This window comes from Pseudomonas sp. GW821-FHT09C09, from assembly GCF_059418105.1.
The window spans coordinates 77,516-103,630 of the sequence record NZ_JBWKPF010000003.1; the positions used below are offsets into that span (position 1 = coordinate 77,516).

The window sequence follows — 26,115 nt, forward strand, 5'->3', positions numbered from 1 at the left end:
GGGGTAGACGACTCACCAGCCCATCTCCATGAAGAACAGCGCGGCGACCGCATCAAGCACGATCACCACGAAGATCGATTGCACCACGCTCGAGGTGGTGTGGGCGCCGACCGATTCGGCGCTGCCACTGACCTTGAAGCCTTCCAGACAGCCGATGGCGGCAATCAGGAACGCGAAGATCGGGGCTTTGACCAGACCAACCAGGAAATGTTGAATCCCTATGTCGCTTTGCAGCAGCGACAGGAACATCGCCGGCGAAATATCCAGCGACACGGCGCAGACCACCGCGCCACCGATGATCCCGCAGATCATCGCGAGGAAGGTCAGCATCGGCAGCGCCACCAGCAACGCCAGCACGCGGGGCACCACCAACAATTCCATGGGGTCGAGGCCGAGGGTGCGGATCGCGTCGATTTCCTCGTTGGCCTTCATCGAGCCGATCTGTGCGGTAAAGGCACTGGCGGTACGGCCGGCCATCAGGATCGCCGTGAGCAGCACGCCAAATTCGCGCAGAAAGGCGAAGCCCACCAGATCCACGGTAAACACGCTGGCGCCGAAACTGGCCAGTACCGTCGCCCCGAGAAACGCCACCACCGCGCCCACCAGAAAGGTCAGCAGCGCCACGATGGGCGCGGCGTCGAGGCCGGTCTGTTCGATGTGCGCGATCATCGGCGTGATCCGCCAGCGCTTGGGCCGGAACAGACCGCGGGCGATGGTTTCGAGGATCAGGCCGACGAAGCCAAGCAGTTGCAGGGTGTCCTGCCAGACCGTGTCGACGGCGCGGCCGATGCGGGTCAGCAGTTGCACGCTGACGCTGATTTCCGGTTCCTTGATCGGCACGCAGAAGTCGGTCAGCGAGCGATACACGGTTTGCAGCAACGCGCGGTCGGCCGTGGAAATCGTGCAGTCGGGGTGTTCGGCGGATTTGCCCAGGCGCTCGGAGCCGAGCAGTTCAACCAGCAGCGAGGCGCCGGCAGTGTCGAGGGCGCCGAGGCCGTTGAGATCGATGGTGGTGCTGGCGTCGTACTGACCGCGGAGCGTTTCGCTCAGGTGCTTGAGTTCGGCGTAATGGGCGAGCGTCCAGTCCCCGGTGACCCGCAGACGGGCAGGGCTGATCGTGGTGTCCAGTCGGGCATTACCGGTCATCGAGCTGCTGGTCATAAGCTCCGTGCTTGTTCGGCTGAATTCGCGAACCTACGTAATAGCACGAACCGGATTACTTTTCTTTGGTCGGTGTGCTGTCCGTGACTTCGAAGCGCAGCACGCCGATCACCTGGTCGTCTTCGGTCAGCACCCGCACCTGCCAGTCACCGACCGGGTTGCCGGGGAAAACCTGCTTGTGGGTCCACGCCCGGTAGCCTTCCTTGCGCCCGCCGTGGATGTCGAGGGCGATCCGGTCGACCTCTTTGCCGTTGAACTGCCACACGTGATAGATCCGCTCATCTAGCCCGCGCGGTGCATTGATCGCGGTGTAGGCGTAGAGCCCGCCGTTACGGATCTGCTCGGCGCTGACTTGCTCGAGGCTGGCGCCGGGAGTGCGATCCTGCAACTGGGTGCTGATCGCAACGTCAGTCATCCACAGCGTTGCCGGCGGCACCCACGAACGCAGCACCCAACCGACGCCGCCGATTCCGATGGTGATGCTGAGGATCGCCAGCGCGTTGCGCACGGTGCGGATCGGGAAGATCGACGCCAGGCTCGGGAACGACAGGACCACGGCAGTCCCCAGCGCCCATTTGAAGCTCTGCGACGTGGTCAGGTGCATGATCACCGGCAACGCGGTGAGCAGGGCGGCGAACAGGGTCAGGGTGTGCAGCGCAAGGAAAGCCCAGCGTCGCGGCGCCAGCCATTTGTAGTAGAGCGGGTCGACAATCGAAATCAGCGCGGCGATGCACAGCAGACCGGTGAACACCAGTTGGCCGCTGTTCCAGGTGGTGGTGATAAAGAAAAACGGCAGGACGAAAAACAGGCTTTCCTGGTGAATCATCTGCGTCGCATAACGCAGCAGCGGCTGGGGGATTTCCCGTTTGAAGACCCGCGTGAACAGCTCGGTCAGGCTGTTTTCCAGCATCAGCCAGATCCAGCTCAGCAGCATGATCGTGGTGATCCAGCTCGCCAGCCCCTGTTGTCGGTCGACCAGGATGAAACTGCCGACTCCGGAGATGAAACCACCAAGCGCAATGACCCCGGGGTAGCGCTTCATCAGTTCGAGGATGCGCTGGATCAGGAGGGTCAATTTGGGCATTTGGGCGGTTCACGACAGTCGAAGAAAAAAACCTCGACAGAGTACCGCCCGCCGGGGGCTGTGGCGAGGCTGTCGATCAGTCTGAAGGCACGGATTTACGCCGGCGCAGATGCCAGCCGAGCAGGACTAGCCCCAGAATACCGACCGCGCCGCCAACCAGCCACAGCACCTGATCGTCACTGAACAGCGGCTTCTCGATCCGCAGATAGCCCGGCTGCAACAGCAATTCGCGCATGGCCTTGTTCGCCGCCTCCAGCGTGACCCCTTGCAGTTCCCGGGCGGGATCGGCGAAGCGACCATCCTCATAATCGCCTAGCGCGCTCCAGTAATAGTCGGCCATGCCGCTGTTGCCCTGCACGGCCCAGGCCTGGTGGGCGATGGCTGCCTGTTTGATGCGATTGAAGGTATCGGCATCGAGGCCGTTTTTCAGCAGGCTGCTCTTGAGGTCTTCCAGCACCTGTTCGGCTTCGGCGATGTCGCCACGATCCAGATCGGCGTTGAGGCTCATGAAGCCAACGCCGCCGAACACCTCGCGTTCGGCCCAGGGCCCGTAGGACAGACCATGATTCAAGCGCAGCTCGTGGTACAGCGCCCACTCCAGATATTCCTTGAGCAGGTCGAAAGTCTCGTCGTACTGATCGTCGAGCATCGGCTCCGGCACCAGCCAGTGCAGCTTGGCGCTGTTACCGATGAAACCGCGAGTGATCGTGCGTTCGTGAGCAGCGCTGGTGCGGATGTCCGGCAGCGATCGGTGCTCGCTCGGATCGACCGCCTCGAGCGCGCCCCACGCCCGCTCCAGATAGGCCGGCAGCAGCTTGTCGAGGTCACCGACAACAATCAGGGTCATGTTGTTCGGTGCGTACCAGGCCTTGCGCACCTTATCCAGCTGCTCGCGGGTCAGGCCCTCGACTTCGGCCCGTTGCGGGCATTTCAGGCCCAACTCGACCGCCAATTGATTGCTCGCACTGTGGCCCAGATCCTGACGGTCGAGAAAGCGCCGCAGACGGGTGTAATGGCCGCCATCCTCGCGCTCGACCACCCGTTTGGCGGCGTTAATCGCGTTGTCGTCGAAACGGGTCTGGGTCAGCAGATCCAGCAGCAGGTCGAGCACCTTGCGCTGGTTTTTCGCCGGGGCTTCGATGACGAAGGTGGTGTCGGCGTTGCTGGTGAAAGCGTTCCAGTCACCGCCCAAAGCCTGCATGCGCTCTTCGAGGCCGCCTTCGCCGGTGGCATCGATGCCGCTGAACAGCAGGTGTTCAAGCAGGTGCGGCAGCTCCTTTTCATTGCAGTCGAAGTCGTCGAGACCGACGCCCACTACCAGCCGGATCGCCACATGCCCGCGTTCGGTGCCGGGCTTGAGCAGCAATTGCAGGCCATTGGGCAGCGCATAGCCTTCGACCTGGAAACGATCCAGGGCGAAGGCGGGCAGGGAACCGAGCAGCAGACAAGCGAACAACAGGCAACGCATAACGAGCTTCCATACAGCTGAATTGGAGATCCGTGTCGTCAGCCCGGCCCTCATCGCCAGCAGGCTGGCTCCCACATCTGAAATGCATTCCCTGTGGGAGCCAGCCTGCTGGCGATAGCGGCCTGAAGGCTGAATCAAAGTTACTGACTGACCACAGCTCCAGACGTTCAAGGCGAATGCGTGATGTCGGCCATTTCGTCCGCCGCCAGCGCCCCGGTGTCGGAAGTTTCCAGCACCACGTAGGCACTGCTGCAGAACAGCGAGTTCAATCGCTTCATGTCGGCAATCAACTCTAGGTGCAAAGAACTGGTCTCGATACTTTGCACGATCTTGCGTTGCAAACGGCTGACATGGGCGTGGGCCAGACGGCGTTCCTGGGCGCGGAAGCGACGTTTCTCGCGCAACAACTGACGTGCACTTTCCTTGTCGCCACTGAGAAACACCGACAGCCCGAGCCGCAGGTTGGCGATCAATTGCTGGTGCAACCCGGCCAGCTCTTCCAGCCCGTCTTCGGAAAACGAGCGGCGTTGCGAGGTCTTCTGCTGCTGGATTTTGCGCAGCATGCGTTCGATCAGGTCGCTGGCGAGCTTGAGGTTGATCGCCAGTTCGATGATCTCTGCCCAGCGTCGACTGTCCTGCTCGCCGAGATCCTCCCGGGGCATCTGCGCCAGATACAGCTTGATCGCGCTGTACAGCGCCTCGACGTCATCGGTCAGTTTGCGCATTTCCTGGGTGACGGCAGTCTGTTTGCCGCGCAGCACATCGAGGGCGGCATCGAGCATGTTGTCGATCAGGTCGCCCATGCGCAGGGTTTCCCGGGCGGCGTTGGCCAGCGCCAGGCTTGGCGTGACCAGTGCCGTGGCATCGAGGTGACGCGGCTTGGCGGTGCCGTTGACCTCCGGACGCTCCGGCAACAGCCAGGCGCACAGCCGTGCCATGGGCGCGACTGTCGGCAACAGGATCAGGCAACGCGCGGTGTTGTAGAGCAGGTGGAAGCCGATGACCATTTCCTGCGGGCTGTAATCGAGGTTGTCGATCCAGTGCGCCAGCGGATCGAGCACCGGGATGATCAGCAACAGCCCGATCAGCTTGTACAACAGACTGCCCAGCGCCACTTGCCGGCCGGCGGCGTTCTGCATGCTGGTGCTCATGAAGGCCAGCACGCCGCTGCCGATGTTGGCGCCGATCACCAGACCGATCGCCACCGGCAGGCTGATCACATTGGCACCGGCCAGGGTTGCGGTCAGCAGCACGGCGGCGAGGCTGGAGTAGGAAATCATCGCGAACAACGCACCGACCAGGGCGTCGAGCAGGATGTCGCCGGTCAACGAGGCGAAGATCACCTTCACACCCTTGGCATGAGTGATCGGCCCGGCGGCCTCGACGATCAGTTGCAGCGCCAGAATGATCAGCCCCAGCCCGATGGCCACACGGCCCATCTGCCCGAGCCGCGTCTGTTTGCGCGAGAGAAAGAAAATCACCCCGAGAAAAATCAGCAGCGGCGACAGCCACGACAGGTCGAACGTCAGCACCCGCGCCATCAGCGCCGTACCGACGTCGGCGCCGAGCATGGTGGTCAGGGCCGGGGTCAGCGCCATCAGGCCCTGACCGACGAAGGAGGTGACGAGCATCGCGGTGGCGTTGCTGCTCTGCACCATCGCGGTCACGAGGATGCCGGCGATGAACGCGAGCCAGCGCCTCGACATGTTCTGGCCGATCACATGGCGCAGGTTGGTGCCGTACACCCGCAGGATGCCGGTTCGAACGATGTGCGTGCCCCAGATCAGCAAGGCCACGGCAGAAAGCAGATTGAGCAGGGTGAGCATGCAGACCCCCTGTAGTTGCAGCGCCCCAAAGGGGCAAGTTGACGATACCGCGCGGTTTCTACGTGTTGTTCTTAAGCTGTAGTTGGCTAACGGTCCGGGCGCCAGCATTGCACAGCTAAAGTGGGGATTGAAACAAAAGCGTCATGAAAACAGGTTCATGCAGCCATGAAAAAAGGGCCCGAAGGCCCTTTGATCATCAGCGCAGCGCTCCGGTTACTGACCCGGAACATCCTTGCGCAGTTTCACCGGATCCTGCTGTTTCTTCTTTTTCGCCATCGCGGTGCGCAGCTTGATGTTGATGGCCTCGACCGCCAGCGAGAAGCCCATGGCGAAGTAGACGTAGCCTTTCGGTACGTGCACGTCGAACGCTTCGGCGATCAGCACGGTGCCGACCACCAGCAGGAACGACAGTGCCAGCATTTTCAGCGACGGGTGCTTGTCGATGAACTCGCTGATCTTGCCCGAGGCCGCCATCATCACCAGTACCGCGACGATGATCGCCGCGACCATCACCGGCACATGGGAGACCATGCCGACGGCGGTGATGACCGAGTCCAGCGAGAACACGATGTCGATGATCGCGATCTGGATGATGGTGTAGAGGAAATTGCCGCCCTTGCCGCCGGGCGTCTCGTCGCTTTCGTCTTCACCTTCCAGCGCGTGATACATCTCCTGGGAGCTTTTCCACAGCAGGAACAGGCCACCGAAGAACAGGATCAGGTCACGCCCGGAAATACCCTGGCCGAACACCACGAACAGGTCGGCGGTGAGGCGCATGACCCAGGTGATCGACAGCAGCAACAGGATCCGCGTGATCATGGCCAGGCCAAGACCGAAGATCCGGGTGCGCTGCTGCATGTGTTTGGGCATGCGGCTGACCAGGATCGAAATCATGATGATGTTATCGATGCCCAGGACGATTTCCAGGGCGGTCAGGGTGAAGAAGGCAACCCAGATCTCAGGGTTGGTCAGCCATTCCATGTGTATTCCTTTGAGCGTGTGTTAAACCAGGACGCCAGCAAGCAGCTGGCGTTCTGGTGAGTTGATGCCGTTACAAAGTGCTGAACAGCGGGAAAGTCCCCAACAACAGTGCGGCGGCCAGTATGCACAGGCAGACCAGCACTGCCCACTTCAGGGTGAAACGCTGGTGATCGCCGAACTCGATACCGGCCAGTGCCACCAGCAGGTAGGTCGACGGCACCAGCGGGCTCAGCAGGTGAACCGGCTGGCCAACGATCGAAGCTCGGGCCATTTCCACGGCGGTGATGCCGTAATGGCTGGCCGCTTCCGACAGCACCGGCAGCACACCGTAGTAGAACGCGTCGTTCGACATGAAGAACGTGAACGGCATGCTCACCAGCGCGGTAATCACCGCCAGGTACGGGCCGAGGAAATCAGGGATCACCGCCAGCAGGCTTTTCGACATGGCATCGACCATGCCGGTGCCCGACAGGATACCGGTGAAGATGCCCGCCGCGAAGATCAGACTGACCACCGACAGCACGCTGCCGGCGTGAGCCGCGACGCGATCCTTCTGCTGTTGCAGGCAAGGGTAGTTGACGATCATGGCAATACTGAACGCCACCATGAACAGCACCGGCAGCGGCAGCAGGCCGGCGATCAGGGTGCACATCAGCGCAAGCGTCAGCAGACCGTTGAACCAAATCAGCTTCGGACGACGGGCATCCGGGAATTGCGAGACGCTGATTTCGCTGTGATCGATTTCGTCGCCGATCAGGTGCAGCTCACCCAGACGCGCACGTTCACGTTTGCCGTAGAAGTAGGCAATGATCAGGATCGCGATTACACCGGCGCCCATGGCCGGGATCATCGGCACGAAGATGTCCGACGGGTCCACGTGCAGCGCACTGGCGGCACGGGCGGTCGGGCCACCCCACGGGGTCATGTTCATCACGCCGCCGGCGAGGATGATCAGGCCGGCCATGATCCGCGGGCTCATGCCGATGCGGCTGTACAGCGGCAGCATGGCGGCCACGCAGATCATGTAAGTGGTCGCGCCGTCACCATCGAGGGAAACGACGAGCGCCAGTACGGCGGTGCCGACCGAAACTTTCAGCGGGTCGCCCTTGACCAGTTTGAGGATCTTGCGCACGGCCGGGTCGAACAGGCCGGAGTCGATCATCAGGGCGAAATACAGAATCGCGAACATCAGCATCACGCCGGTCGGCGCAAGCTTGGTAATACCTTCGAGCATCATCGGGCCGATCTTCGGGGCGAAGCCACCGAACAGGGCGAACAGAATCGGGATGATGATCAGAGCGATCAGCGCAGACAGGCGCTTGGTCATGATCAGGAACATGAACGTGATGACCATGGCGAAGCCAAGGAAAGTCAGCATGGGAATACTCCAGGCGTAGCGCGGCTAGGTAAGTGAGCGGATCGGGCGGGATCAGCGCAGAACGGGAAGCACGAGAAGTACGGGCGGAGTTGGAGCGAGGAGGCGGGCTACAGAGGACATCAGAATCACCATTGTTGTTGTTAATTGGGCCTGACGCGGGAGCAATCACACGCGTTGGCCAACCGGTCTGTTGCCGGTAGTGGCGGCGATCCTAATGGGGCAACCTTTCAGCCAGCTTTCGCAGGTGAAAGCTTCGATGCGAACGGCCAACCGACCGTCGGATGCGACTAGAGTCAATGAACACGGGAACGGGAGGGCGGGGTGATGAATGAATTGCACAGCGGCGGCTGTCACTGCGGACATATCCGCTATCAGTTCAGCGGAACGTTGCGCGACATTGCCCACTGTCATTGTTCGATTTGCCGAAAGGTCAGCGGTGGCATCGTCACCACCTGGATCACGCTGCCGGCGGCGAATTTCCAATGGCTGTCCGGGACGCCTTCGCGCTACGACTCGTCATCCAGTTGCGCACGGTTCTTCTGCCCCAACTGCGGCGCGCAACTGGCGCTGGTGACCTTGCTCAGCCCCGAGAGCATCGATCTGACCATCGCCACGCTGGATCACCCGGAACAGGCCGCCGCCGAGCGGCACATCTGGACCGACAGCCAGTTGCCGTGGCTGCATCTGGATGAACATCTGCCGGGTGAACCTGAAGAGACTCTTTAGGTTAAAAAATAGACAGATCCAGCGGACGCATCGCGCCCATCCAGATTGCGTGATCGGTGTGGTCGAGCAAGTCATCGCCAGTGTCCGGGTGCAGGAACACCACCAAGCCGTTGCGATTGAGCGCCAGCCACGGCAGCACGTCGCCTATCAGCTCCGGGCCGAAGGCCAGTTGGCAGCTCCAGTCCGGGTGCGGGCCGACCGGGCGTTCGTGCACACGGCCCATCTTCAACGGGAATAATTGCGCGGCCTGTTCACACAGCGCACGTGCCTGAGCAATGGTGCTGGCGTCGTAATAAACGTGGGCGTGATAACCCTTGATCGTCTGCATCGCAAACCCTCTGAATCGGTTCGAACCCTCGGCGCTGGCCGTATGTCACACGCCATACAAGGGAAAACAAAAGGGACCTCAGCCATGAAAAATGCCGAAACCCCGGTGGTGAAAGTGGTGCTCTATGGTGCCATGAGTAGCCTGGGCAGTGCGTTGATGGCTGAACTGCTGCGGCGTCAGCACGAAGTCATCGCCATCCTCGACGACCTGACCGCCCTCGCGCCACGCCCGGGTCTGCGTACCAAAAGCGGTGATCTGTTCGATGCCGAACGGGTCAACCAGAGTGTGGCCGGCAGCTCGGCGGTGATCTGCCTGCTCGATGCGCCAGGCCTGCCGTTCAGCAGCGAGCATGTGGAAAAGTCCGTGGTGCTCGGGCCGGTGGAACAGGTGCTGGCGGTGGATGCGCTGATCGAAGGCCTGCAAGCGGCGCACGTGTCGCGGCTGTTTGTCGTGGGGGACTTCGCGCTGCTGGACGAGTCGGATCTGGATGATCGCCTGCAACGCCACGCCGCCGAGGAAATCCGCGACGCCCTGCAAGGCAGCCCGTTGCACTGGACGCTGGTCGATGCGCCGCGTGGAGTGGCGGGGCTGACCATCGAGCATTTCAACCAGGTCAGCAGCAGTCTTGAGCCGGGCCTGGCCGAACCGCTGGAACGCTTGAACCGGGTGGCCATCGGGATGACCGATGAGCTGCGGTTGAATCTGCATGTGGGCGAGCACGTGAGTTTTGTCGCGGCGTCGGAAGGCTGATCACACCGCGATGGAAGGCAAATCCATTCCCGTCAGCGACTGCGCGCTGCTGGCCTGTTCGGCCATCAACCAATCGACGAATTGTTGAATCAACGCCCCACGCCGTTTGCGCTGCGGCAGCACCACGTAATAGCCGAGGCGGGAGAGGGTGGTCTCGGCAATCGGCCGGCACAACAACCCTTGGGCCAGCAAGTTATCCACAAGGTGCCGCCAGCCAATCGCCACACCCTGACCGCCAATCGCCGCTTGAATCAGCAAGGTGTAGTTGTCGAAACGCAGTTGGCCCGGCGCAGGTGGCGTGTTGATACCGAGTTCGCGGAACAGACCGCTCCAGTCGAACCAGTTGCTGCTGTTCTCGCCGCGCAGATGCAGCAACGGGAATTCCAGCAGCGCCTGAGGCGGCAAGGGCCGGGCGCGATCCTTGAGCAATTGCGGGCTGCACACCGGGAACACTTCTTCGCTGAACAGCCAATGACTTTCGCCCTGTTTGAAGCGACCGTCGCCGAACAGCACGGCAACGTCGATATCCGGCCGGAGCATGTTGTGATTGCGCTCGCTGGTGACCAGGCTGACATCCACCTGTGGATTGGCTTCGTGAAAACGATGCAGACGTGGCATCAGCCAGTACGCAGCGAAGGCGAAATCGGTGGCGACCTGCAACACTTCATGTTGCTGTTGTGCGCTGATCGCGCTCAATCCTGCGTCGATATTCTGCAAACCGAGGGTGACTTGCTCGAAAAGGATCGAACCGACCTCGGTCAGCTCGATACCTCGGTAGATCCGGTCGAACAGCCGAGTTCCGAGCTGCTCCTCCAGCCTTTTGATCTGCTGGCTGATGGCCGGTTGAGTGGTGCCAAGTTCCACCGCTGCGGCAGTAAAACTGCGATGACGGGCAGCCGCCTCGAAGGCGCGCAGCAAGTCCAGCGACAAATCACCGAGGGCTTCATACATAAGCTGTGCTTATCCTAGTCATTGTCCGGCGCGGGCTTTACCGGAGATTGCGTGGAATCCATGCTCGATCGCAGCAATGTCGCATAAATATTCACTATGGAATGCCGCGATCACATGAAGCGCAAGAACATTCTCTTCATCATGGCCGATCAAATGGCCGCGCCAATGTTGCCGTTCTACGGCCCGTCGCCGATCAAGCTGCCGAATCTCAGCCGCCTCGCCGAACAGGGCGTGGTGTTCGATGCCGCGTATTGCAACAGCCCGCTGTGCGCACCGTCGCGTTTCACCCTGGTGAGCGGCCAGTTGCCGAGCAAGATCGGCGCCTACGACAACGCTGCGGATTTCCCCGCCGACATTCCCACCTACGCCCATTACCTGCGGCGCCTCGGTTACCGCACTGCGCTGTCGGGCAAGATGCACTTCTGCGGGCCGGATCAACTGCACGGCTATGAAGAACGCCTGACCAGCGACATCTACCCGGCCGACTACGGCTGGGCGGTGAACTGGGACGAGCCGGACGTGCGGCCGAGCTGGTACCACAACATGTCCTCGGTGCTGCAGGCCGGGCCGTGCGTGCGCACCAACCAGCTCGACTTCGACGAAGAGGTGGTGTTCAAGGCGCAGCAATACCTGTTCGACCACATTCGTGAGGACGGCGACCAGCCGTTCTGCCTGACGGTGTCGATGACTCACCCGCACGATCCGTACACGATTCCCAAGGCGTTCTGGGACTTGTACGACGATGCGGATATCCCGCTTCCCACAACACCGCACCAGCATTCACTCGATCCGCATTCCCAGCGGCTGCTCAAGGTCTACGACCTGTGGGACAAGCCGCTGCCTGTGGATAAGATCCGTGATGCGCGCAGGGCGTATTTCGGCGCGTGCAGCTATATCGACGCCAACGTCGGCAAACTCCTGCAAACCCTCGAAGATACCGGGCTGATCGATGACACCATCATCGTGTTCTCGGGAGACCACGGCGACATGCTTGGGGAAAAAGGCCTCTGGTACAAAATGCACTGGTTCGAGATGGCCGCGCGGGTGCCCCTGTTGATAAGTGCGCCCGGTCAGTTCAAATCCGGCCGCATCAGCGCTGCTGTGTCCACCGCCGACCTGTTGCCGACCTTCGTCGAACTGGCCGGCGGCAGCCTGGAACCGAACCTGCCGCTGGACGGCCGCTCGCTGGTATCGCACCTGCAAGGGCAGGGCGGTCACGACGAAGTGTTCGGCGAATACATGGCCGAAGGCACCGTCAGCCCGCTGATGATGATCCGGCGTGGCGCCTACAAATTTATCTACAGCGAAACCGACCCTTGCCTACTCTACGATGTGGATAACGATCCACGGGAGCAGGAAGAACTCAGCCAGTCACCGCAACATCGCCAGCTGTTCGACGATTTTCTCGCCGAAGCACGGGCCAAATGGGACATTCCGGCAATCCACCGCGAGGTGCTCGAAAGCCAGCGACGCCGGCGCTTCGTTGCCGAGGCGCTGACCATCGGCAAGCTGAAGAGCTGGGATCACCAGCCGCTGGTGGACGCCAGTCAGCAGTACATGCGCAACCACATCGACCTCGATGACCTGGAGCGCAAGGCCCGTTATCCACAACCCTGCCAAAACCAATAACGTTAAGGGGAAGTCCATGGTCAAGTTATCCACAATCGTGACGGTCAGCCTGCTGGCACTGGGCAGCACGTCCGCGTTCGCCGAGAGCTGCGACACGGTGAAAATGGCCGACCCCGGCTGGAGCGACATCGCAGCGACCAACGCCATCACCGGGTTTCTGCTGGACGGCATGGGCTACAAGGCCAAGGTCGATACCCTCGCGGTGCCGATCACTTTCGGCGGCTTGAAGGATGGCCAGGTCGACGTGTTCCTCGGCAACTGGATGCCGGCGCAGCAGGGCTTCTACGACAAGTTCGTGGCCACCGGTGACGTCACGCAACTGGCGAAGAACCTCGACGGCACCGAATTCACCCTGGCCGTGCCGGACTACGTGTGGGACGCGGGTGTGCATAACTTTTCCGACCTGAACAAATTCGCCGACAAGTTCGACCGCAAGATCTACGGCATCGGCTCCGGCGCACCGGCGAACATCTCGCTGCAAGAGATCATCAAGAAGAACGACTTCGACATGGGTCAGTGGAAGCTGATCGAGTCCAGCGAACAGGCAATGCTTGCCGAGGTCTCGCGGGCGGTGAAGAAACAGAAATTCGTCACCTTCCTCGGCTGGACCCCGCACCCGATGAACGTGCAGCTGAAAATGCATTACCTCAAGGGTGGCGAGAAATACTTCGGCGACACGGGCAGCGTCTACACCCTGACCCGCAAGGGCTACGCCGAGGCTTGTCCGAATGTGGGTAAATTGCTGACCAATCTTTCGTTCACTCAGGAGATGGAGAACAGCATCATGGCCGAGGTGGTGAACAAGAAGGTCAGCAATGCGGATGCGGTGAAGGCTTGGATCAAGGCGAATCCGGCGGTGCTGGACAAGTGGCTTGATGGTGTGAAAACCGTGGACGGCAAAGATGCGTTGCCGGCGGTTAAAGCCAAACTGTAACTGCGCGGGCCGATCATTCCCACGCTCTGCGTGGGAATGCCGCCATGGACGCTCCGCGTCCCGAGCTGCGTACAATGCGCAAAATTTCACCCGAGAGGATTCATGGCCTTCCCCAGCCGCCGCTCACTGTTTCCCTTCCTGACCTGGCTGCCCCGGCAGACCCGCGCCAGCGTCGGGCGGGACCTGGTCGTCGGCCTCAGCGGCGCGATTCTCGCGTTGCCCCAGTCGATTGCCTACGCCCTGATCGCCGGTCTCCCACCCGAGTACGGCTTGTATGCAGCGATCATCCCGGTGCTGATTGCCTGCCTTTGGGGATCATCCTGGCACCTGATCTGCGGCCCGACCGCTGCCATTTCGATTGTCCTGTTCGCCAGTGTCAGCCCATTGGCCGTGCCTGCGTCACAGGACTACATCACCCTGATCCTGTTACTGACGTTCCTGGCGGGGATTTTCCAGTGGCTGCTCGGCCTGTTGCGGTTTGGCGCACTGGTGAATTTCGTCTCGCACTCGGTGGTGCTGGGGTTCACCCTCGGCGCGGCGGTGGTCATTGCCATCGGTCAATTGCCGAACCTGCTGGGGCTGGATCTGCCGGCCAAGGCCACGGCACTGGCCAGCCTGATGGACTTGCTGCGCCATCTCGGGGCTGTGGATAAACCGTCGCTCGTACTCGGCGTCGCTACGGTGGTGGTTGGCGTATTGCTCAAGCAACTGCTGCCACGCTGGCCGACGCTTTTGATGACCTTGGTATTAGGCAGTCTGGTGGTGTGGCTGTGGCCGGCGATGTTTGGCCATGTTCACCTGGTCAGTGCTTTTGTCGGGCGCTTGCCGCCGTTCAGCGGGTTGCCGCTGGATATGGATCTGGTCCTGCGTCTGCTGCCGAGCGCCGTGGCCGTGGGCATGCTCGGACTGGTCACCAGTCTGTCGATTGCCCGCTCGATTGCTGCGCGCTCGCAACAACTGCTCGATGCCAATCAGGAAGTCCGTGCCCAGGGGCTTTCCAACATCATCGGGGCGTTCTTTTCGGGATCGTTGTCCGCCGGATCGTTCACCCGTTCCGGGCTGAGTTATGAGGCCGGGGCCTGTTCACCTCTGGCCGGGGTGTTTTCGGCGTTGTGGGTGGCGCTGTTCGCGATTTTCGGCGCCGGGCTGATTGCCCATATTCCGATCCCGGCCATGGCCGGCAGCATTCTGTTGATCGCCTGGGGACTGGTGGATCATCGCGGCATTCGCGCGCTGTTGCGGGTCAGCCGGGCGGAATTTGTGGTGATGAGCCTGACCTGCGTCGCCACGTTGTTGCTGGAACTGCAGACGGCGATTTATGCCGGTGTGCTGGCGTCGCTGTTTTTCTACCTCAAGCGCACTTCGCAGCCGCGAGTGCAGCATTGGCGCGACGGCGAGGACGATGTGCTGCGGGTCGGCGGGTCGATCTTCTTCGGCGCCAGCCACTACCTGCAAGTGCGCCTGCAACGGATGCACGGTGCGCGGGTTGTGATCGAGGCGCAGCAGATCAACTTCATCGACTATTCCGGCGTGGAAATGCTCCATCAGGAAGCCCGGCGCCTGCTGCGCCAGGATCGCAGCCTGACCTTGCGTCAGGCGCGACCGCAGGTGGTGGAGGAATTGCGCAAGCTCGAAGGGCCGGAGAAATGCCCGATCCGCTTCGAGGACTGAAGGCGCTCTAGAGCGCCAGTTGTCGACGCAATTCGGCCAGAACCGGCGCAGTATCGGGACGTACGCCACGCCACAGGAAAAAAGCCTCCGCCGCCTGTTCCGCCAGCATGCCCAAGCCATCCATCACCACACCCGCGCCATGCTCGCTGGCCCAGCGGCAGAACGCGGTGGGTTCCTTGCTGTACATCATGTCGTAGCACAGGGTCTGGCCCGGCTCGATCAGGCTTTCTGCAATCGGCGGCACATCGCCGGTGAGGCTGGCGGAGGTGGCGTTGATGATCACGTCCACCGGCTCGCGCAACCAGTCGTAACCGCTGGCCGACACTGGCCCCAGGTCGCAGAACAGTTCGGCCAGCAGCTCGGCCTTGTCCACCGTGCGGTTGGCGATGATCACCGAGGCCGGTTTTTCCGCCAGCAACGGCTCCAGCGCACCACGTACCGCGCCACCGGCGCCGAGCAGTAGAACGCGTTTGCCGGTAAGGCTGAACCCGGCGTTGACCGTCAGATCGCGCACCAGCCCGGCGCCGTCGGTGTTATCCCCGAGCAAGGTGCCGTCGGCGAGTTTGCTCAAAGTGTTCACCGCACCCGCGCGCTGGGCACGGTCGGTCAGGCTGTTGGCCAGGCGGTAGGCGTCTTCCTTGAACGGCACGGTCACGTTGGCACCGCGACCTTCCTGGAAAAACGAAGTGGCGCAGCCGGAAAAATCGTCGAGCGGCGCCAGCAGGGTACTGTAGTCGAGGCTCTGCCCGGTCTGTTCGGCGAACAGTTTGTGAATCATCGGCGACTTGCTGTGGCCGATCGGGTTACCGAAAACGACGTAACGATCCATCGGAAATCCTCAGGCCTGGGCCAGCCAGTCGCGATCTTGCAGGAAGTATTCGGTCAGGCGCGCTTCTTCGCTGCCCGGCTCGGCTTTCCAGTCGTAGGCCCAGCGCACTTGCGGCGGCAGCGACATCAGGATCGACTCGGTGCGCCCGCCCGACTGCAGGCCGAACAGGGTGCCACGGTCGTAGACCAGGTTGAACTCGACGTAGCGGCCGCGACGGAATTCCTGGAACTCGCGCTGCTTGGCGGTGAACGCGTCGTTCTTGCGGCGTTGCACGATCGGCAGGTAAGCGTCGATGTACGCATCGCCGATGGCACGCATGAAGGCGAAGCTGGTGTCGAAGTCCCACTCGTTCAGGTCATCGAAGAACAGGCCGCCGATACCCCGTGGTTCGTGGCGATGCTTGATGTGGAAATAAGTGTCGCACCAGGCCTTGTAGCGCGGGTAGACGTCCGGGCCAAACGGCGCGCAGGCCTGTTCGGCAACGCGGTGCCAGTGGATGCAGTCTTCTTCGTTGCCGTAGTACGGCGTCAGGTCGAAACCGCCGCCGAACCACCAGACCGGCTCTTCACCTTCCTTTTCGGCGATGAAAAAGCGCACGTTGGCGTGGGACGTCGGCACATGCGGGTTGTGCGGGTGAATCACCAGCGACACGCCGAGGGCTTCGAAACCACGCCCGGCCAGCTCCGGCCGATGAGCGCTGGCGGACGGTGGCAGACCACTGCCGAAGACGTGGGAAAAGTTGACGCCGCCCTTTTCGATCACCGCGCCGTTCTCGATCACCCGGGTGCGACCGCCACCGCCGGCCGCACGGGTCCAGGCGTCTTCGACGAAGCGCGTGCCGCCGTCTTCGGATTCCAGCGCCGCGCAGATGCGGTCTTGCAGGTCGAGCAGATAGGCCTTTACGGCGTCGGTGCGGGTCGTCATGGCTTCACCTTGGATCGGGCATCGCCCCGTGGGCGAGGGGGTGGCGCAAATGGGCGCGTAGCATACCATCGCAGGTAGGCACGCCGCAGTTGACGAAGATCAAGCAGGGGAGTTCGATAGGGGCCTTCCGAATCGTCCCAAGGAGTAGGCAGATGGCCAAGCGAATCCAGTTCCGCGCCCATGGCGGCCCCGAAGTGCTCGAATACGTTGACTACCAGCCTGCCGAGCCCGGCCCGCAGCAGGTTCGCGTGAGCAACAAGGCCATCGGCCTGAACTTCATCGACACCTACTACCGCAGCGGCCTGTACGCGCCACCGGCATTGCCGTCGGGTGTGGGGGCGGAAGGCGCGGGCATCGTCGAGGCAGTGGGTAGCGCCGTCACCCGGTTCAAGGTCGGCGACCGCGTGGCCTATGGCAGCGGCCCACTGGGCGCCTACAGCGACGTGCATATCCTGCCGGAGGCAAATCTGGTCCACCTGCCGGACGCCATCAGCTTCGAAACCGCGGCCGGCGTGATGCTCAAGGGCCTGACCGTACAGTACCTGCTGCGTCAGACCTATGAACTCAAGGGCGGCGAAACCATTCTGTTCCACGCGGCGGCCGGCGGCGTCGGTTTGCTGGCCTGCCAATGGGCGAAAGCGCTGGGAGTGAAGCTGATCGGCACCGTCAGCTCGCCAGCGAAAGCCGAACTGGCCAAGGCCCACGGCGCCTGGGAAACCATCGATTACAGCCACGAAAACGTCGCCCAACGGGTGCTTGAATTGACCGACGGGAAAAAGGTCCCGGTGGTGTACGACGGCGTCGGCAAGGACACCTGGCCGGCCTCGCTGGACAGTGTGGCACCTCGCGGTCTGCTGGTGAGCTTCGGCAATGCCTCGGGCGCGGTGGACGGGGTGAACCTGGGTATTCTGGCGTCGAAAGGTTCGCTGTACGTCACCCGACCAACGCTCGCGACCTACGCCAACAATGCCGAAAACCTGCAACGCATGGCGGATGAGCTGTTCGGAATGATCACCAGCGGCAAGCTGAAAGTGGATATCAGCCAGCGTTACGCACTGGCTGATGCGGCGAAGGCGCAGACCGAGTTGTCGGCGCGACGCACCACCGGTTCCACCGTTCTGCTGCCCTGACCACAGACTTCTCCGGCCAATCGTCATGACTTGGCCGGGGTCTGTTCCAATGTCACAAAAAACGGTGTCTTGCCAGTCAGCGTCGTTTCAAATGCCTGACGGGCAAGACGCTTCACCTCCAGCCCCAACACACCTGGCAGGCTGAGCAATGCGCTCGCTTGCCCCTCGACCTGCAAAGCACCTTCGATGAGGGATTGCGCGATGGCAGTCAGTCTGTCCTCGGCGATAATCAGACGCATGTGCGCACCACCGGGCCGTCGCTCGATCTGCACCTGCACATCTGCTGTGTCCAATTCAGGCAAGAGCTGCCGAAGTACGTGCAATACCTGTGACTGAGTGATGATCGCCCCACCCAGTTTGATCGATGTTTCGACCCGTCCCTCAAGGGCCATAACCGGCATGGAGCTGCCGCAGGCACAATTCGTCACCGTGCGCAGGATTCGCCCGCGATCCCCGATCCTGTAGCGAAACAGCGGCGCATGATCGGGCAGCAGGGGCGTCAGCAGAAACTCGCCTGTCTCCTCTTCTGCCACGGCCTGAAGGGTCAGGGGATCAACCACTTCGACCAGCATCGCGTCGGCATGCAAATGATAAAAACCGTGTTCAAGGTGTGCACACTGAAAGCCGATGGGACCCGTTTCCGTCGAGCTGTAGCCCAACGAGCGAATTTTCAGCTTCGGCCAATCCCTGGCCAATTGGTCGCGCAGCGTTTTACTGCAGGGTTCTCCAATGTAGTAAAGCCACCTCAGACTGCCCAACTGTTCTGAACCAACGTTCTCGTGATTGAACAGTGCGGCGGCGAAGGAGGGAGTGCATATCAGCGCATCGGCCGCGTGCGACTGAATCAGCTCGACAATGCGCTGAATGCCCATCTGTGAACCGGCTGGCAACAAGCGTGCGCCAATGTGCTGGACGATGGCTGTCGCGTAATGAAACGCACCCTGCATTTCACCGGCCGTCAGGCAGTTGATGACCACCTCCGGATGCTCGTCCGTCATACCAAACATCCGCGCCCCCAGAGGCACGATCGCGGCGTTGAACGCCCAGGAATGAGTGATCTGTTTGCGATTGCCGGTGCTCCCTCCCGAGGTCAGGGTCAGTCCGCCACCGGGTGCTCGGTTCGACGCATCGCCGAGTGCGGAAAACAGCCCACCTCCGAACTCGTCTTCCACTGCCAGAACCGGCAGTCGATGCAGATCAGCCAATGTCTGCACCTCCAGGATCCGGGGATACAGCGCGCGGAACCATGGCAGCGCGCGCGCGTGAGCCAATTTTTGTGCAAGAGCATCGGCCGATAAATCCATCAGAGGATCATTGCTCATTGCCCCATCCTTCCTGACGAATGCCCAACTCCTCGAATCCGCTACGGACGGCACTCGCCAGAGATTCCAACTGGCGCTGACTGTGGCTCGCGCTGATGGCCAGACGCAAAATCGCCTCGCCCTTGGCCACTACCGGAAACAGTGCGGTAGTGACCGCCATGCCCCGCCGACGCAAATGCTGCGCCAGACAGATCGCATCTCTCTCGGCCCCGACGCGGACAAAACGAATGGGGGACTCGACCAGATGATTGCCCAGCACCGGCCCAAGCAGACCGTCGATCACGGCGATATTTCGCCACAGTGCGGCCTGCAATTGACCCAGCTCCGGCGACAGGTGGATATTCCCGGAGGCGACCGCCGCGCCAACTCCAGCCATGGAAAGGGGGCCGCCAAACGTATAGGTCGAGGCGTGGCCGCGTATCAGCTCGGCATCCGCCGCCGTACGCACGGTGATCGCGCCACCGGTTGCACCGAATGCCTTGGAAAGAGACGACAGGAGAATCAGTCGACCGCGCAGCCGTTCTTCCGCAGCGGCCAATGCATATCCACTCCCTGCTGCTCCGTGGATCGAAGTACCGTGGGCATCATCCGCATAAAGATAACCGTCAAAACGCTCCGCCAGTTGCAACAGGCGGTTGACCGGATACAAACCGCGCATCGAGCCAATGCTGTCGGTCAGGATGATGGGCGTGTTACCCGCTGCGACCGCCGCCAGACACGCATCCTCTACTTGCTCCAAATCGCTGCAATCGCATCGCTTTACCGGCCCGAACTGCCAGAGAATGCCCTGCAGCACCTGCATCGAGGCATGCGCCGCGCGGTCAACAATCCAGCAGGGACCACGCCTCAAGGGGTAGGAGGGCATTTCGCCGGAACCGAGCAGCGGCAGGCAGCCGAGATGCGCATTGCCTACGGAGTTGAAGGTAACCGTATGTCCCTGAAATATCCGGCTCAGTTGTTCATCCAGCTCACGCATGGGAGGCAACAGGACTCGGGTTCGCGCGGCAGCGAACTGCACACCGAAGGCTTCGGCGGCGCTCACGGCTCCGTGAATCAAGCGTGGATCACACTCCAGCCCCAGGTAAGAACATGAGAGAAACTCCGTCAGCCGTTCGCCGCTGTCGAGTTCGATCTCCTTGGCTTCACGTTTGACCAGTTTCAGACCATTCAGCCCGGCATCGAATAACTGCTGTTGATCATCACGAGATTGCCGGACACGGTTTTTGACCCAATTGACGGTCGGTTGAAAGGTGTTCATCGGGATACCTGCATAGCGGCTGTCCGGCGATAGACCTGCACACGCCAGAGCTGGGTTTTTTCTCGTGCGATTTCTGCCTGGTACTGATGGGTGATATCGCAGAAACCTGCACAATCGGGTTGAACCACATGTAAATGGCCACGCATGACCACCCGCGCGTTTTCTGCCAGCGCTGGTGCCAGATGCTGCAGAACATGGGTACCGGCCGTTTCGGGCATGAAGGAGGGCACGTCCGACAGAGATACGAAATCGATGCCTGTTTCCCCGTCAACGCAGTCGAGGATGTCAGCCTGCACAACGCGTAACTCGCACTGCTGAAGCCCCTCACGGGCACGCTGGAAAATTGCCGGATCGCACTCCAGCGGAAAGCCTTGCGGATAGCGCAGTTCACCGAAAAACAGCATTTGCAGGAAAAAACTCTCGCGGACCACCTGAGAGGTGAACAGCCTGTGGAAAATTTCCAGGTAGGCCGCGCGAGAACTGATACCGAGGTTGTTGGGGGGAAACGAGCCCTTGTACAGCAGCGAATTGAGTACTGCTGCGTTGCCCAGCAAAGCGATCACGGCCTTCCAGCGCTTGCGCGGAAAGCGCTTTCGGTAATATTCCGTTTGTTCCTCAAGGCAGCCGTACTGAAAAATGCCCCGGCCCGCCTTGCCGGTAAACAGTCCGGTGATTTTCGCCAGCCGCTTCAGAGTCTGCTCGAATGCGCCCATGTAGATCGGCGCGCCCCATTGCCTGGACTGGAATAACCCAAACAACCAGCGACGATCCGCGGGCGGCAAAATCAATTGCTGAAAAATGGATCGGCGCCGTGCTCTGAGACTTTCCATCCGATAGCCCATGAACTCCATGAACGACTCGTGATCGGTCTGTTCCAGCAACGCCAGACGCAACCGGGTGAACGCCAGTTGCGGCGCACTGATGTCGCTACAGGTCATGCGTAAAGGGTTTGCGGCCAGCAGCGGCAACAGGCGACCGCCGCATCCGGCAATTCCCAGCACGTGGCGGGCATGCGCGGGCAGGATCGCGTACTCAAGCGCGGTGTCTTCATCCCCCAGCGTGTAGTTGAGCTGGTCGAAATAGTCAGCCATGTCTGCCTCCAGCCTCCTGATATGAACATGGGCGTGAGGTCTTCATTGGTTGTCCAGGGCGTGGAGGAAGTCATAGCGGGGCGCCAGCCCGTTTTGCCAGGCTTCGTACTGCTCATAAACGGCCTCAAGCATGTTGCCGGTCAGGCGCAGGCTGGTTTCCATGACGGTGGCAATGGCATCCCAATCGTCTTGACGCTTGCAGGTGCGCTGCAGCATGAGTTTGATTTCGTTGAAGTGCTCGATATCGATGTCGGAATGTGCAACGAAGAACGTCAGCTGAGCCGGTTTCAGCTCCAGCGTTTCACTCAGACGGTTTATAAGTGGCGTAATGAACTGGTAGGCATTTTCTGCCCAATAACTATAACCAAGCCGCTGCAGCGGATTACCGGTAAAGGAAATCCAGTATAAATAGGCAATCAACACTTCAGTCTCTGGAAGTGCAGATGGAATATCGAACACTTCATGCTTCAGACCAAGGCTCATGACATCGTGCATTGCCATCTTTTCATGACCGACTTCCTGTGCCGCATGTTCAAAACAGAACTTTGCATACACCGGATTTTCTGCATGTCGCACACCCACCAATCCTTGATTTCGCGCATTGTGTGCCGTGTAGTGAAAGGTTTCGATCATGTAGATCGCATATAACGCTCTGGAAACTTCACCTTCGCGAATGGCTTTAACCAGCCGCGAATTCTCCAGAATATGGGCCCATGACTTTTCGATTCGCTCATCGAGCAGGCTCAACTGTTGGTTAAAACTGAGGGGCGCATTCATCAAGGTGCTTCTCCGATGGGTTGGCGAGCAGGTGGATGGGTTGTTGAAGTGCGGCGAAAATCTGCTGCCATTGAGCTGAAAGCAGCCAGTAATCACCACGCTTGCGGTGTTCGATGTGCAGAGCGTCGGTAGTGATCGGCGTCAGGCCGAAGCGCTGGAAGAATCGTCGTTGCGGTGAACGGCAGAGGGCGGTAACGCCTTCATGACCGTGCCTGATCGCCCATTCCGTGGCAGCCGCCAGCAGGCCGTTGACCGACATCGGGAATTGATTTTGCGAGTGGCTGATCAAGCGGCTGAACTCGACATGGCGCGATAGCGCCACCGTGGGAGAAACATGCTGCTGCGTCAGTGATGCCCATTCGAACGGCGCAGGCGTGACTCTCAATACAGCCATGGGTCTGTCGTGCAGATACAGCAAAAAGTGGGTACTGCGCGAGGCAATTGCCAGGCGTGTTTCAAACAATCTGGCTTTGGGTGTCAGCATGTAGTGCTGCAGTCGCAGCCGAAAATGACGAGCAACAAACTGTTCAAACTCTCGCGTATCCGAGCCTGCCTCAAGAATAACGATACGATAACTTTCATAACGACTTTTCAAGGTCGCCTGTAATGCCTGCAGACTGTCCGTTAATTGCAAATACCTGATATCCATTTTTTCTCCGCAGCCGTGAACTTGTCGAAGTTTTCTGAGCGCATTGAAATAATGAATGTTTTTAGAAAAATCGCCACTGTGTGGCTTCTGAGAATAACGTCGGAAAAATTACAACAATTTGATACTTATGGATTCGTCTGACGTTGAAAGGGAAAAATCAAACCAAAAAACCTGGCAGTAACTTCAGTTACATGAAGGAAAAATCGCAGGCACGCGTAGTACTCCTCGCCATGAAAGCCGAAGAGTACTCACAGAATTAACCAAAGGTAATATCAGGCCGGACGCACAACCTTGCCGGTCGCCAGATCGCGGATCAGGCTCGGATTCTTGCGCCCGCCGAGCATCCCGCCCAACACCAGATCGACCTGGCCCCGGAAATACTGCTCGACACGCAAGCGAGTCTTCGCCGCTGGCCGGCCTTGCGGGTTGGCCGATGTCGAGATCAACGGTCCGACCAGCGAGCACAAGTCCCGCACCTGCGGATGATCGCTGACCCGCAGTGCCACGGTGTCATGCACCCCGGTCACCCACTCCGGCAACAGGTTCTGATGTGGCACCAGCCAGGTGTTCGGCCCCGGCCAGGTACTGGCCATGCGGTCGATCCAGTCCTGGGGGAAATCCTCGAACAGGAAATCGAACTGGCGAATGTTGTCGGCGACCAGGATCAATCCCTTGTCCACCGAACGGTTCTTGATCGCCAACAGGCGATCCACCGCTTCTTCATTCCACGGATCGCACCCCAGCCCCCAGACGGCTTCGGTTGGATAGGCAATCACCGCCCCGGCGCGAATCTCTCGTGCGGCTTGTTGCACACGCCAACTGTTGACCATGAAAAACTCTCCGAAAACAGGTTTTGCGCAGTTTACCGATCTTCAATGTAAAACCTAGCTTACCCGCGCAAACCAGCGACCGTTTTCGCATACGGCACGGCCCTCCATCTCCAGCTCGGTCAATGCCGCCAGCACTTTGGGTAGCGCCCAGCCACTGCTGTCGGCCAACCCCTCGCTGGTATGGGGTGCGGCGTGCAACAGCCGCAACAACGGGTTATCGGTACTTGGTGCGGTTGCGGACACCGACAGGTGCTGCCAGCCGCGCAAGGCTTCGAGAATATGTTCGATGGTTTCCACCAGCACCGCGCCATCGCGGATCAGTTGATGGCAACCGCGCGCGCCGGGGTGGTGGATCGAGCCCGGAATCGCATAGACCTCGCGTCCCTGTTCCGCCGCCAGTCGCGCGGTGATCAACGAACCGCTGGCCACACTGGCCTCGACCACCAGTACGCCGAGGGACAAACCGCTGATGATCCGGTTGCGCCTGGGGAAGTTGCTCGCTGTCGGTCCGGCGTCCAGTGGAAACTCCGAAATCACCGCACTGCCAGAGGCAATCATCGTGTCCGCCAGTCGCCGATTGCGCTGTGGATAAAATTTTTCCAGGCCGGTGCCCAGCACACCGACGGTTTGCCCGCCAACGTCGAGCGCGGCTTGATGCACGGCTGCATCGATGCCCAGCGCCAGGCCACTGGTGATGACGAAACCGGCCCCGGCCAGGCTGCGGGCAAACGCCGTGGCGGTGTCCATGCCCGGACGTGAGGCGCGGCGACTGCCGACCATCGCCAGCTGCGGTTTTTCCAGGATCAGCGGGTCACCGGCAACAAACAGCAGCGGTGGCGGGTCGGCAATCTGCGCCAGCAAGGCCGGGTAGTCCGGCTGGTCCCACATCAGCAAATGCTGGCCCGGGCGCTCTAGCCAGGCCAATGCGCGGCTCGCGCCGTCGCGTACTTCAGGACAACGGCGCGCATCGGCGCTAACCACCGGCAAACCCAACGAGCGCCAGGCATTGGACGGCGCACTGATGGCTTTGGAGGCGGAGCCGAACGCTTCGAGCAATCGGGCAAAACGTTTCGGGCCGATTTCCGGCAAGCGGTGCAGGCGCAAGCGCGCTTCCAGTTCCGCTGGGGAAACCGGCGTACAGACAGGCATCATCATGGATCATCCTTGATCGTTATAAGCCCCGAACCTTTCGGAACAAACTGTGGATAACTCTGTTGGTAACTTGTGAAGCCAGCTAAGGATTTCGCACCTTGTCCAGCACCGCCAGCGAGCGCGATGCGTTCAATACCAGGCCGTAGCTGAGCTTGTCGTAGGTGCGGAACACCATCAGCAATCCGGCGCGTTCATCGGGGATTTTCAACGGTTGGCCGGTGATCCGGTCGCGCACGGTTTCCCCGGTTTTCATCACCACCAGCACGTTGCCTTCGGCCAGACCGTCGCGCTTGCCCTTGTTCAGGGTCACTACGTCCATTGCGCCGATCTGCGTCACGCCCCGTGGCACATCGATGATCAGGCCGTTGATGTCGCTGGTGGGCGCGCTGGGCATGAAGGTCGAGTTGATCGAGCGTTCTTCGCCGCTGAACAGACGGTCGCCGAGGCGCACTTCCTGGGTCGTGCGTTGCAGGGCGAGGGTGGCGACGTCGCCCTCGGTGGCGACAATTTCACCGCCGCCGATGTCATCGGCGTTGATCCCCAGAAACTCCTTGCTCTGCGGATCGGTGTAAACCTTGCCCTGACGGAAGATGCCGTAAACCGGCTGGTTCGGATCGAAATGGCCTCGGGCGAAGATCCGGTCGCCGGTGCCGCTGAGCACCCGTTCGGCATCACCGGCTACGATGTACGGCGCCTTGTCGAAGTCCTCGACCTTGTCGACGATGCGGTTGCTCAGCAGAAAGCTGTTGATCGATTTCAGCGGAATGCTCGGAATCGCCTCGGCCACCGGGCTGCTGCGGATCCGTGGCGACAGTTTGATGGTGCCGCGTGACGCCCCGCGATTGAGGGTCAGGCGTGGCTGGCCGTTGACGTAACTGAGCGTCAGGGTGTCGCCCGGATAGATCAGGTTGGGGTTTTCGATCTGCGGATTGGCCCGCCACAACTGCGGCCACTGCCAGGGTTCGCGCAGGTACTTTCCGGAGATGTCCCAGAGTGTGTCCCCCGAAACCACCGTGTATTGCTGTGGAAAACCTTCCTTGAGTTGCACTTGCCCGTGCGCGGTACCGGCCGAGGCCAGAAACAGCAGGGCGAGTAGTGATTTCCTCATGCGGTGAATCCCTTTATCATGTGCGTTCGCGTGAAACGCCAGAGCCCCCGTGGCTCGCTCCCTGCTCTATGCTGAAAAGCAAGGAGCTACGTTTCACAACGGTAGCCTGCATCTTCGGACCCGCCAGGCCATCGCCCGACTTTACCTCACACGTGCAG

General features: G+C 60.8%; 24 protein-coding genes. 6 read left to right on the top strand and 18 right to left on the bottom strand.

Annotation, left to right across the window (positions count from 1 at the left end):
* Positions 1-12: 12 nt before the first annotated feature.
* From AC07NR_RS10070 to AC07NR_RS10095, 6 genes are all read right to left on the bottom strand, one after another.
* The gene (locus AC07NR_RS10070; protein WP_495078499.1) at positions 13-1,161 is read right to left on the bottom strand and encodes an ABC transporter permease; all 1,149 of its coding nucleotides are present in this window, start codon (positions 1,159-1,161) and stop codon (positions 13-15) included.
* A gap of 55 nt (positions 1,162-1,216) precedes the next feature.
* Positions 1,217-2,245 (bottom strand): DUF5924 family protein, encoded by a 1,029-nt coding sequence (locus tag AC07NR_RS10075; protein ID WP_119429912.1) that lies wholly within the window; start codon positions 2,243-2,245, stop codon positions 1,217-1,219.
* Positions 2,246-2,321: 76 nt separating this feature from the next.
* The gene (locus tag AC07NR_RS10080; protein WP_495078500.1) at positions 2,322-3,713 is read right to left on the bottom strand and encodes a M16 family metallopeptidase; all 1,392 of its coding nucleotides are present in this window, start codon (positions 3,711-3,713) and stop codon (positions 2,322-2,324) included.
* Positions 3,714-3,880: 167 nt separating this feature from the next.
* Entirely contained in the window at positions 3,881-5,539 is a 1,659-nt protein-coding gene (locus AC07NR_RS10085; protein ID WP_134828627.1) for a Na/Pi cotransporter family protein, read from the bottom strand.
* A 213-nt stretch (positions 5,540-5,752) separates the two neighbouring features.
* Positions 5,753-6,520, bottom strand: a complete 768-nt coding sequence (locus AC07NR_RS10090) for a TerC family protein (protein WP_114880872.1) — start codon at positions 6,518-6,520, stop codon at positions 5,753-5,755.
* A 70-nt stretch (positions 6,521-6,590) separates the two neighbouring features.
* Entirely contained in the window at positions 6,591-7,898 is a 1,308-nt protein-coding gene (locus tag AC07NR_RS10095; RefSeq protein WP_119429908.1) for a CitMHS family transporter, read from the bottom strand.
* A 324-nt stretch (positions 7,899-8,222) separates the two neighbouring features.
* On the opposite strand from AC07NR_RS10095, the gene AC07NR_RS10100 reads away from it, so the two are divergent.
* Positions 8,223-8,624: a GFA family protein gene (locus AC07NR_RS10100; RefSeq protein WP_495078501.1), complete on the top strand. Its 402-nt coding sequence runs from the start codon at positions 8,223-8,225 to the stop codon at positions 8,622-8,624.
* 1 nt (position 8,625) lies between these two features.
* Here AC07NR_RS10100 and AC07NR_RS10105 read toward each other — a convergent pair whose 3' ends face one another.
* Positions 8,626-8,952 (bottom strand): DOPA 4,5-dioxygenase family protein, encoded by a 327-nt coding sequence (locus AC07NR_RS10105; protein WP_495078502.1) that lies wholly within the window; start codon positions 8,950-8,952, stop codon positions 8,626-8,628.
* A gap of 84 nt (positions 8,953-9,036) precedes the next feature.
* Here AC07NR_RS10105 and AC07NR_RS10110 point away from each other — a divergent pair, with 84 nt between their 5' ends.
* Positions 9,037-9,702, top strand: a complete 666-nt coding sequence (locus tag AC07NR_RS10110; RefSeq protein ID WP_495078503.1) for an NAD(P)-dependent oxidoreductase — start codon at positions 9,037-9,039, stop codon at positions 9,700-9,702.
* Here AC07NR_RS10110 and AC07NR_RS10115 read toward each other — a convergent pair whose 3' ends face one another.
* Positions 9,703-10,653: a choline sulfate utilization transcriptional regulator gene (locus tag AC07NR_RS10115; protein ID WP_248740299.1), complete on the bottom strand. Its 951-nt coding sequence runs from the start codon at positions 10,651-10,653 to the stop codon at positions 9,703-9,705. It lies immediately after the preceding gene.
* Positions 10,654-10,767: 114 nt separating this feature from the next.
* Here AC07NR_RS10115 and betC point away from each other — a divergent pair, with 114 nt between their 5' ends.
* The 3 genes from betC (at position 10,768) to AC07NR_RS10130 (ending at position 14,887) form a co-directional block, all read left to right on the top strand.
* A complete protein-coding gene (betC, locus tag AC07NR_RS10120) occupies positions 10,768-12,282 on the top strand; it encodes a choline-sulfatase (protein WP_495078504.1) in 1,515 nt (504 codons plus the stop codon).
* A gap of 16 nt (positions 12,283-12,298) precedes the next feature.
* Positions 12,299-13,216 (top strand): choline ABC transporter substrate-binding protein, encoded by a 918-nt coding sequence (gene choX, locus AC07NR_RS10125; protein ID WP_423204610.1) that lies wholly within the window; start codon positions 12,299-12,301, stop codon positions 13,214-13,216.
* 102 nt (positions 13,217-13,318) lie between these two features.
* The gene (locus tag AC07NR_RS10130) at positions 13,319-14,887 is read left to right on the top strand and encodes a SulP family inorganic anion transporter (protein ID WP_248740302.1); all 1,569 of its coding nucleotides are present in this window, start codon (positions 13,319-13,321) and stop codon (positions 14,885-14,887) included.
* A 7-nt stretch (positions 14,888-14,894) separates the two neighbouring features.
* On the opposite strand, the gene aroE is transcribed toward AC07NR_RS10130, so the two are convergent.
* Together aroE and hemF are read right to left on the bottom strand one after the other, a co-directional pair.
* Positions 14,895-15,716, bottom strand: coding sequence for a shikimate dehydrogenase (gene aroE, locus AC07NR_RS10135; protein WP_248740303.1), 822 nt, complete (start codon positions 15,714-15,716; stop codon positions 14,895-14,897).
* A 9-nt stretch (positions 15,717-15,725) separates the two neighbouring features.
* The gene (gene hemF, locus AC07NR_RS10140; protein ID WP_114880864.1) at positions 15,726-16,640 is read right to left on the bottom strand and encodes an oxygen-dependent coproporphyrinogen oxidase; all 915 of its coding nucleotides are present in this window, start codon (positions 16,638-16,640) and stop codon (positions 15,726-15,728) included.
* Between the two features lie 152 nt (positions 16,641-16,792).
* Here hemF and AC07NR_RS10145 point away from each other — a divergent pair, with 152 nt between their 5' ends.
* Positions 16,793-17,770 carry an NADPH:quinone reductase gene (locus tag AC07NR_RS10145; RefSeq protein WP_248740304.1) on the top strand — a complete coding sequence of 326 codons (978 nt, stop codon included), beginning with the start codon at positions 16,793-16,795 and terminating at the stop codon, positions 17,768-17,770.
* Between the two features lie 23 nt (positions 17,771-17,793).
* Here AC07NR_RS10145 and AC07NR_RS10150 read toward each other — a convergent pair whose 3' ends face one another.
* From AC07NR_RS10150 to AC07NR_RS10185, 8 genes are all read right to left on the bottom strand, one after another.
* A complete protein-coding gene (locus AC07NR_RS10150; RefSeq protein WP_248740305.1) occupies positions 17,794-19,092 on the bottom strand; it encodes a phenylacetate--CoA ligase family protein in 1,299 nt (432 codons plus the stop codon).
* On the bottom strand, positions 19,082-20,350 hold the full coding sequence (locus tag AC07NR_RS10155; RefSeq protein ID WP_495078505.1) for an aminotransferase class I/II-fold pyridoxal phosphate-dependent enzyme: 1,269 nt from the start codon (positions 20,348-20,350) through the stop codon (positions 19,082-19,084). The genes AC07NR_RS10150 and AC07NR_RS10155 overlap by 11 nt, the downstream gene beginning before the upstream one ends.
* Positions 20,347-21,441 (bottom strand): DUF3419 family protein, encoded by a 1,095-nt coding sequence (locus tag AC07NR_RS10160; protein WP_248740307.1) that lies wholly within the window; start codon positions 21,439-21,441, stop codon positions 20,347-20,349. Before AC07NR_RS10160 ends, AC07NR_RS10155 begins: the two co-directional genes overlap by 4 nt.
* A gap of 42 nt (positions 21,442-21,483) precedes the next feature.
* Positions 21,484-22,218, bottom strand: a complete 735-nt coding sequence (locus tag AC07NR_RS10165) for an iron-containing redox enzyme family protein (RefSeq protein WP_495078506.1) — start codon at positions 22,216-22,218, stop codon at positions 21,484-21,486.
* On the bottom strand, positions 22,196-22,867 hold the full coding sequence (locus AC07NR_RS10170) for a GNAT family N-acetyltransferase (protein WP_248740309.1): 672 nt from the start codon (positions 22,865-22,867) through the stop codon (positions 22,196-22,198). The genes AC07NR_RS10165 and AC07NR_RS10170 overlap by 23 nt, the downstream gene beginning before the upstream one ends.
* A gap of 272 nt (positions 22,868-23,139) precedes the next feature.
* Complete coding sequence (tsaC, locus tag AC07NR_RS10175) at positions 23,140-23,697, bottom strand: L-threonylcarbamoyladenylate synthase type 1 TsaC (RefSeq protein WP_085713080.1); 558 nt, start codon at positions 23,695-23,697, stop codon at positions 23,140-23,142.
* Positions 23,698-23,751: 54 nt separating this feature from the next.
* Positions 23,752-24,852, bottom strand: coding sequence for a DNA-processing protein DprA (dprA, locus tag AC07NR_RS10180; RefSeq protein ID WP_495078507.1), 1,101 nt, complete (start codon positions 24,850-24,852; stop codon positions 23,752-23,754).
* A gap of 79 nt (positions 24,853-24,931) precedes the next feature.
* Positions 24,932-25,957, bottom strand: a complete 1,026-nt coding sequence (locus AC07NR_RS10185) for a LysM peptidoglycan-binding domain-containing protein (protein WP_495078508.1) — start codon at positions 25,955-25,957, stop codon at positions 24,932-24,934.
* Positions 25,958-26,115 lie beyond the last annotated feature (158 nt).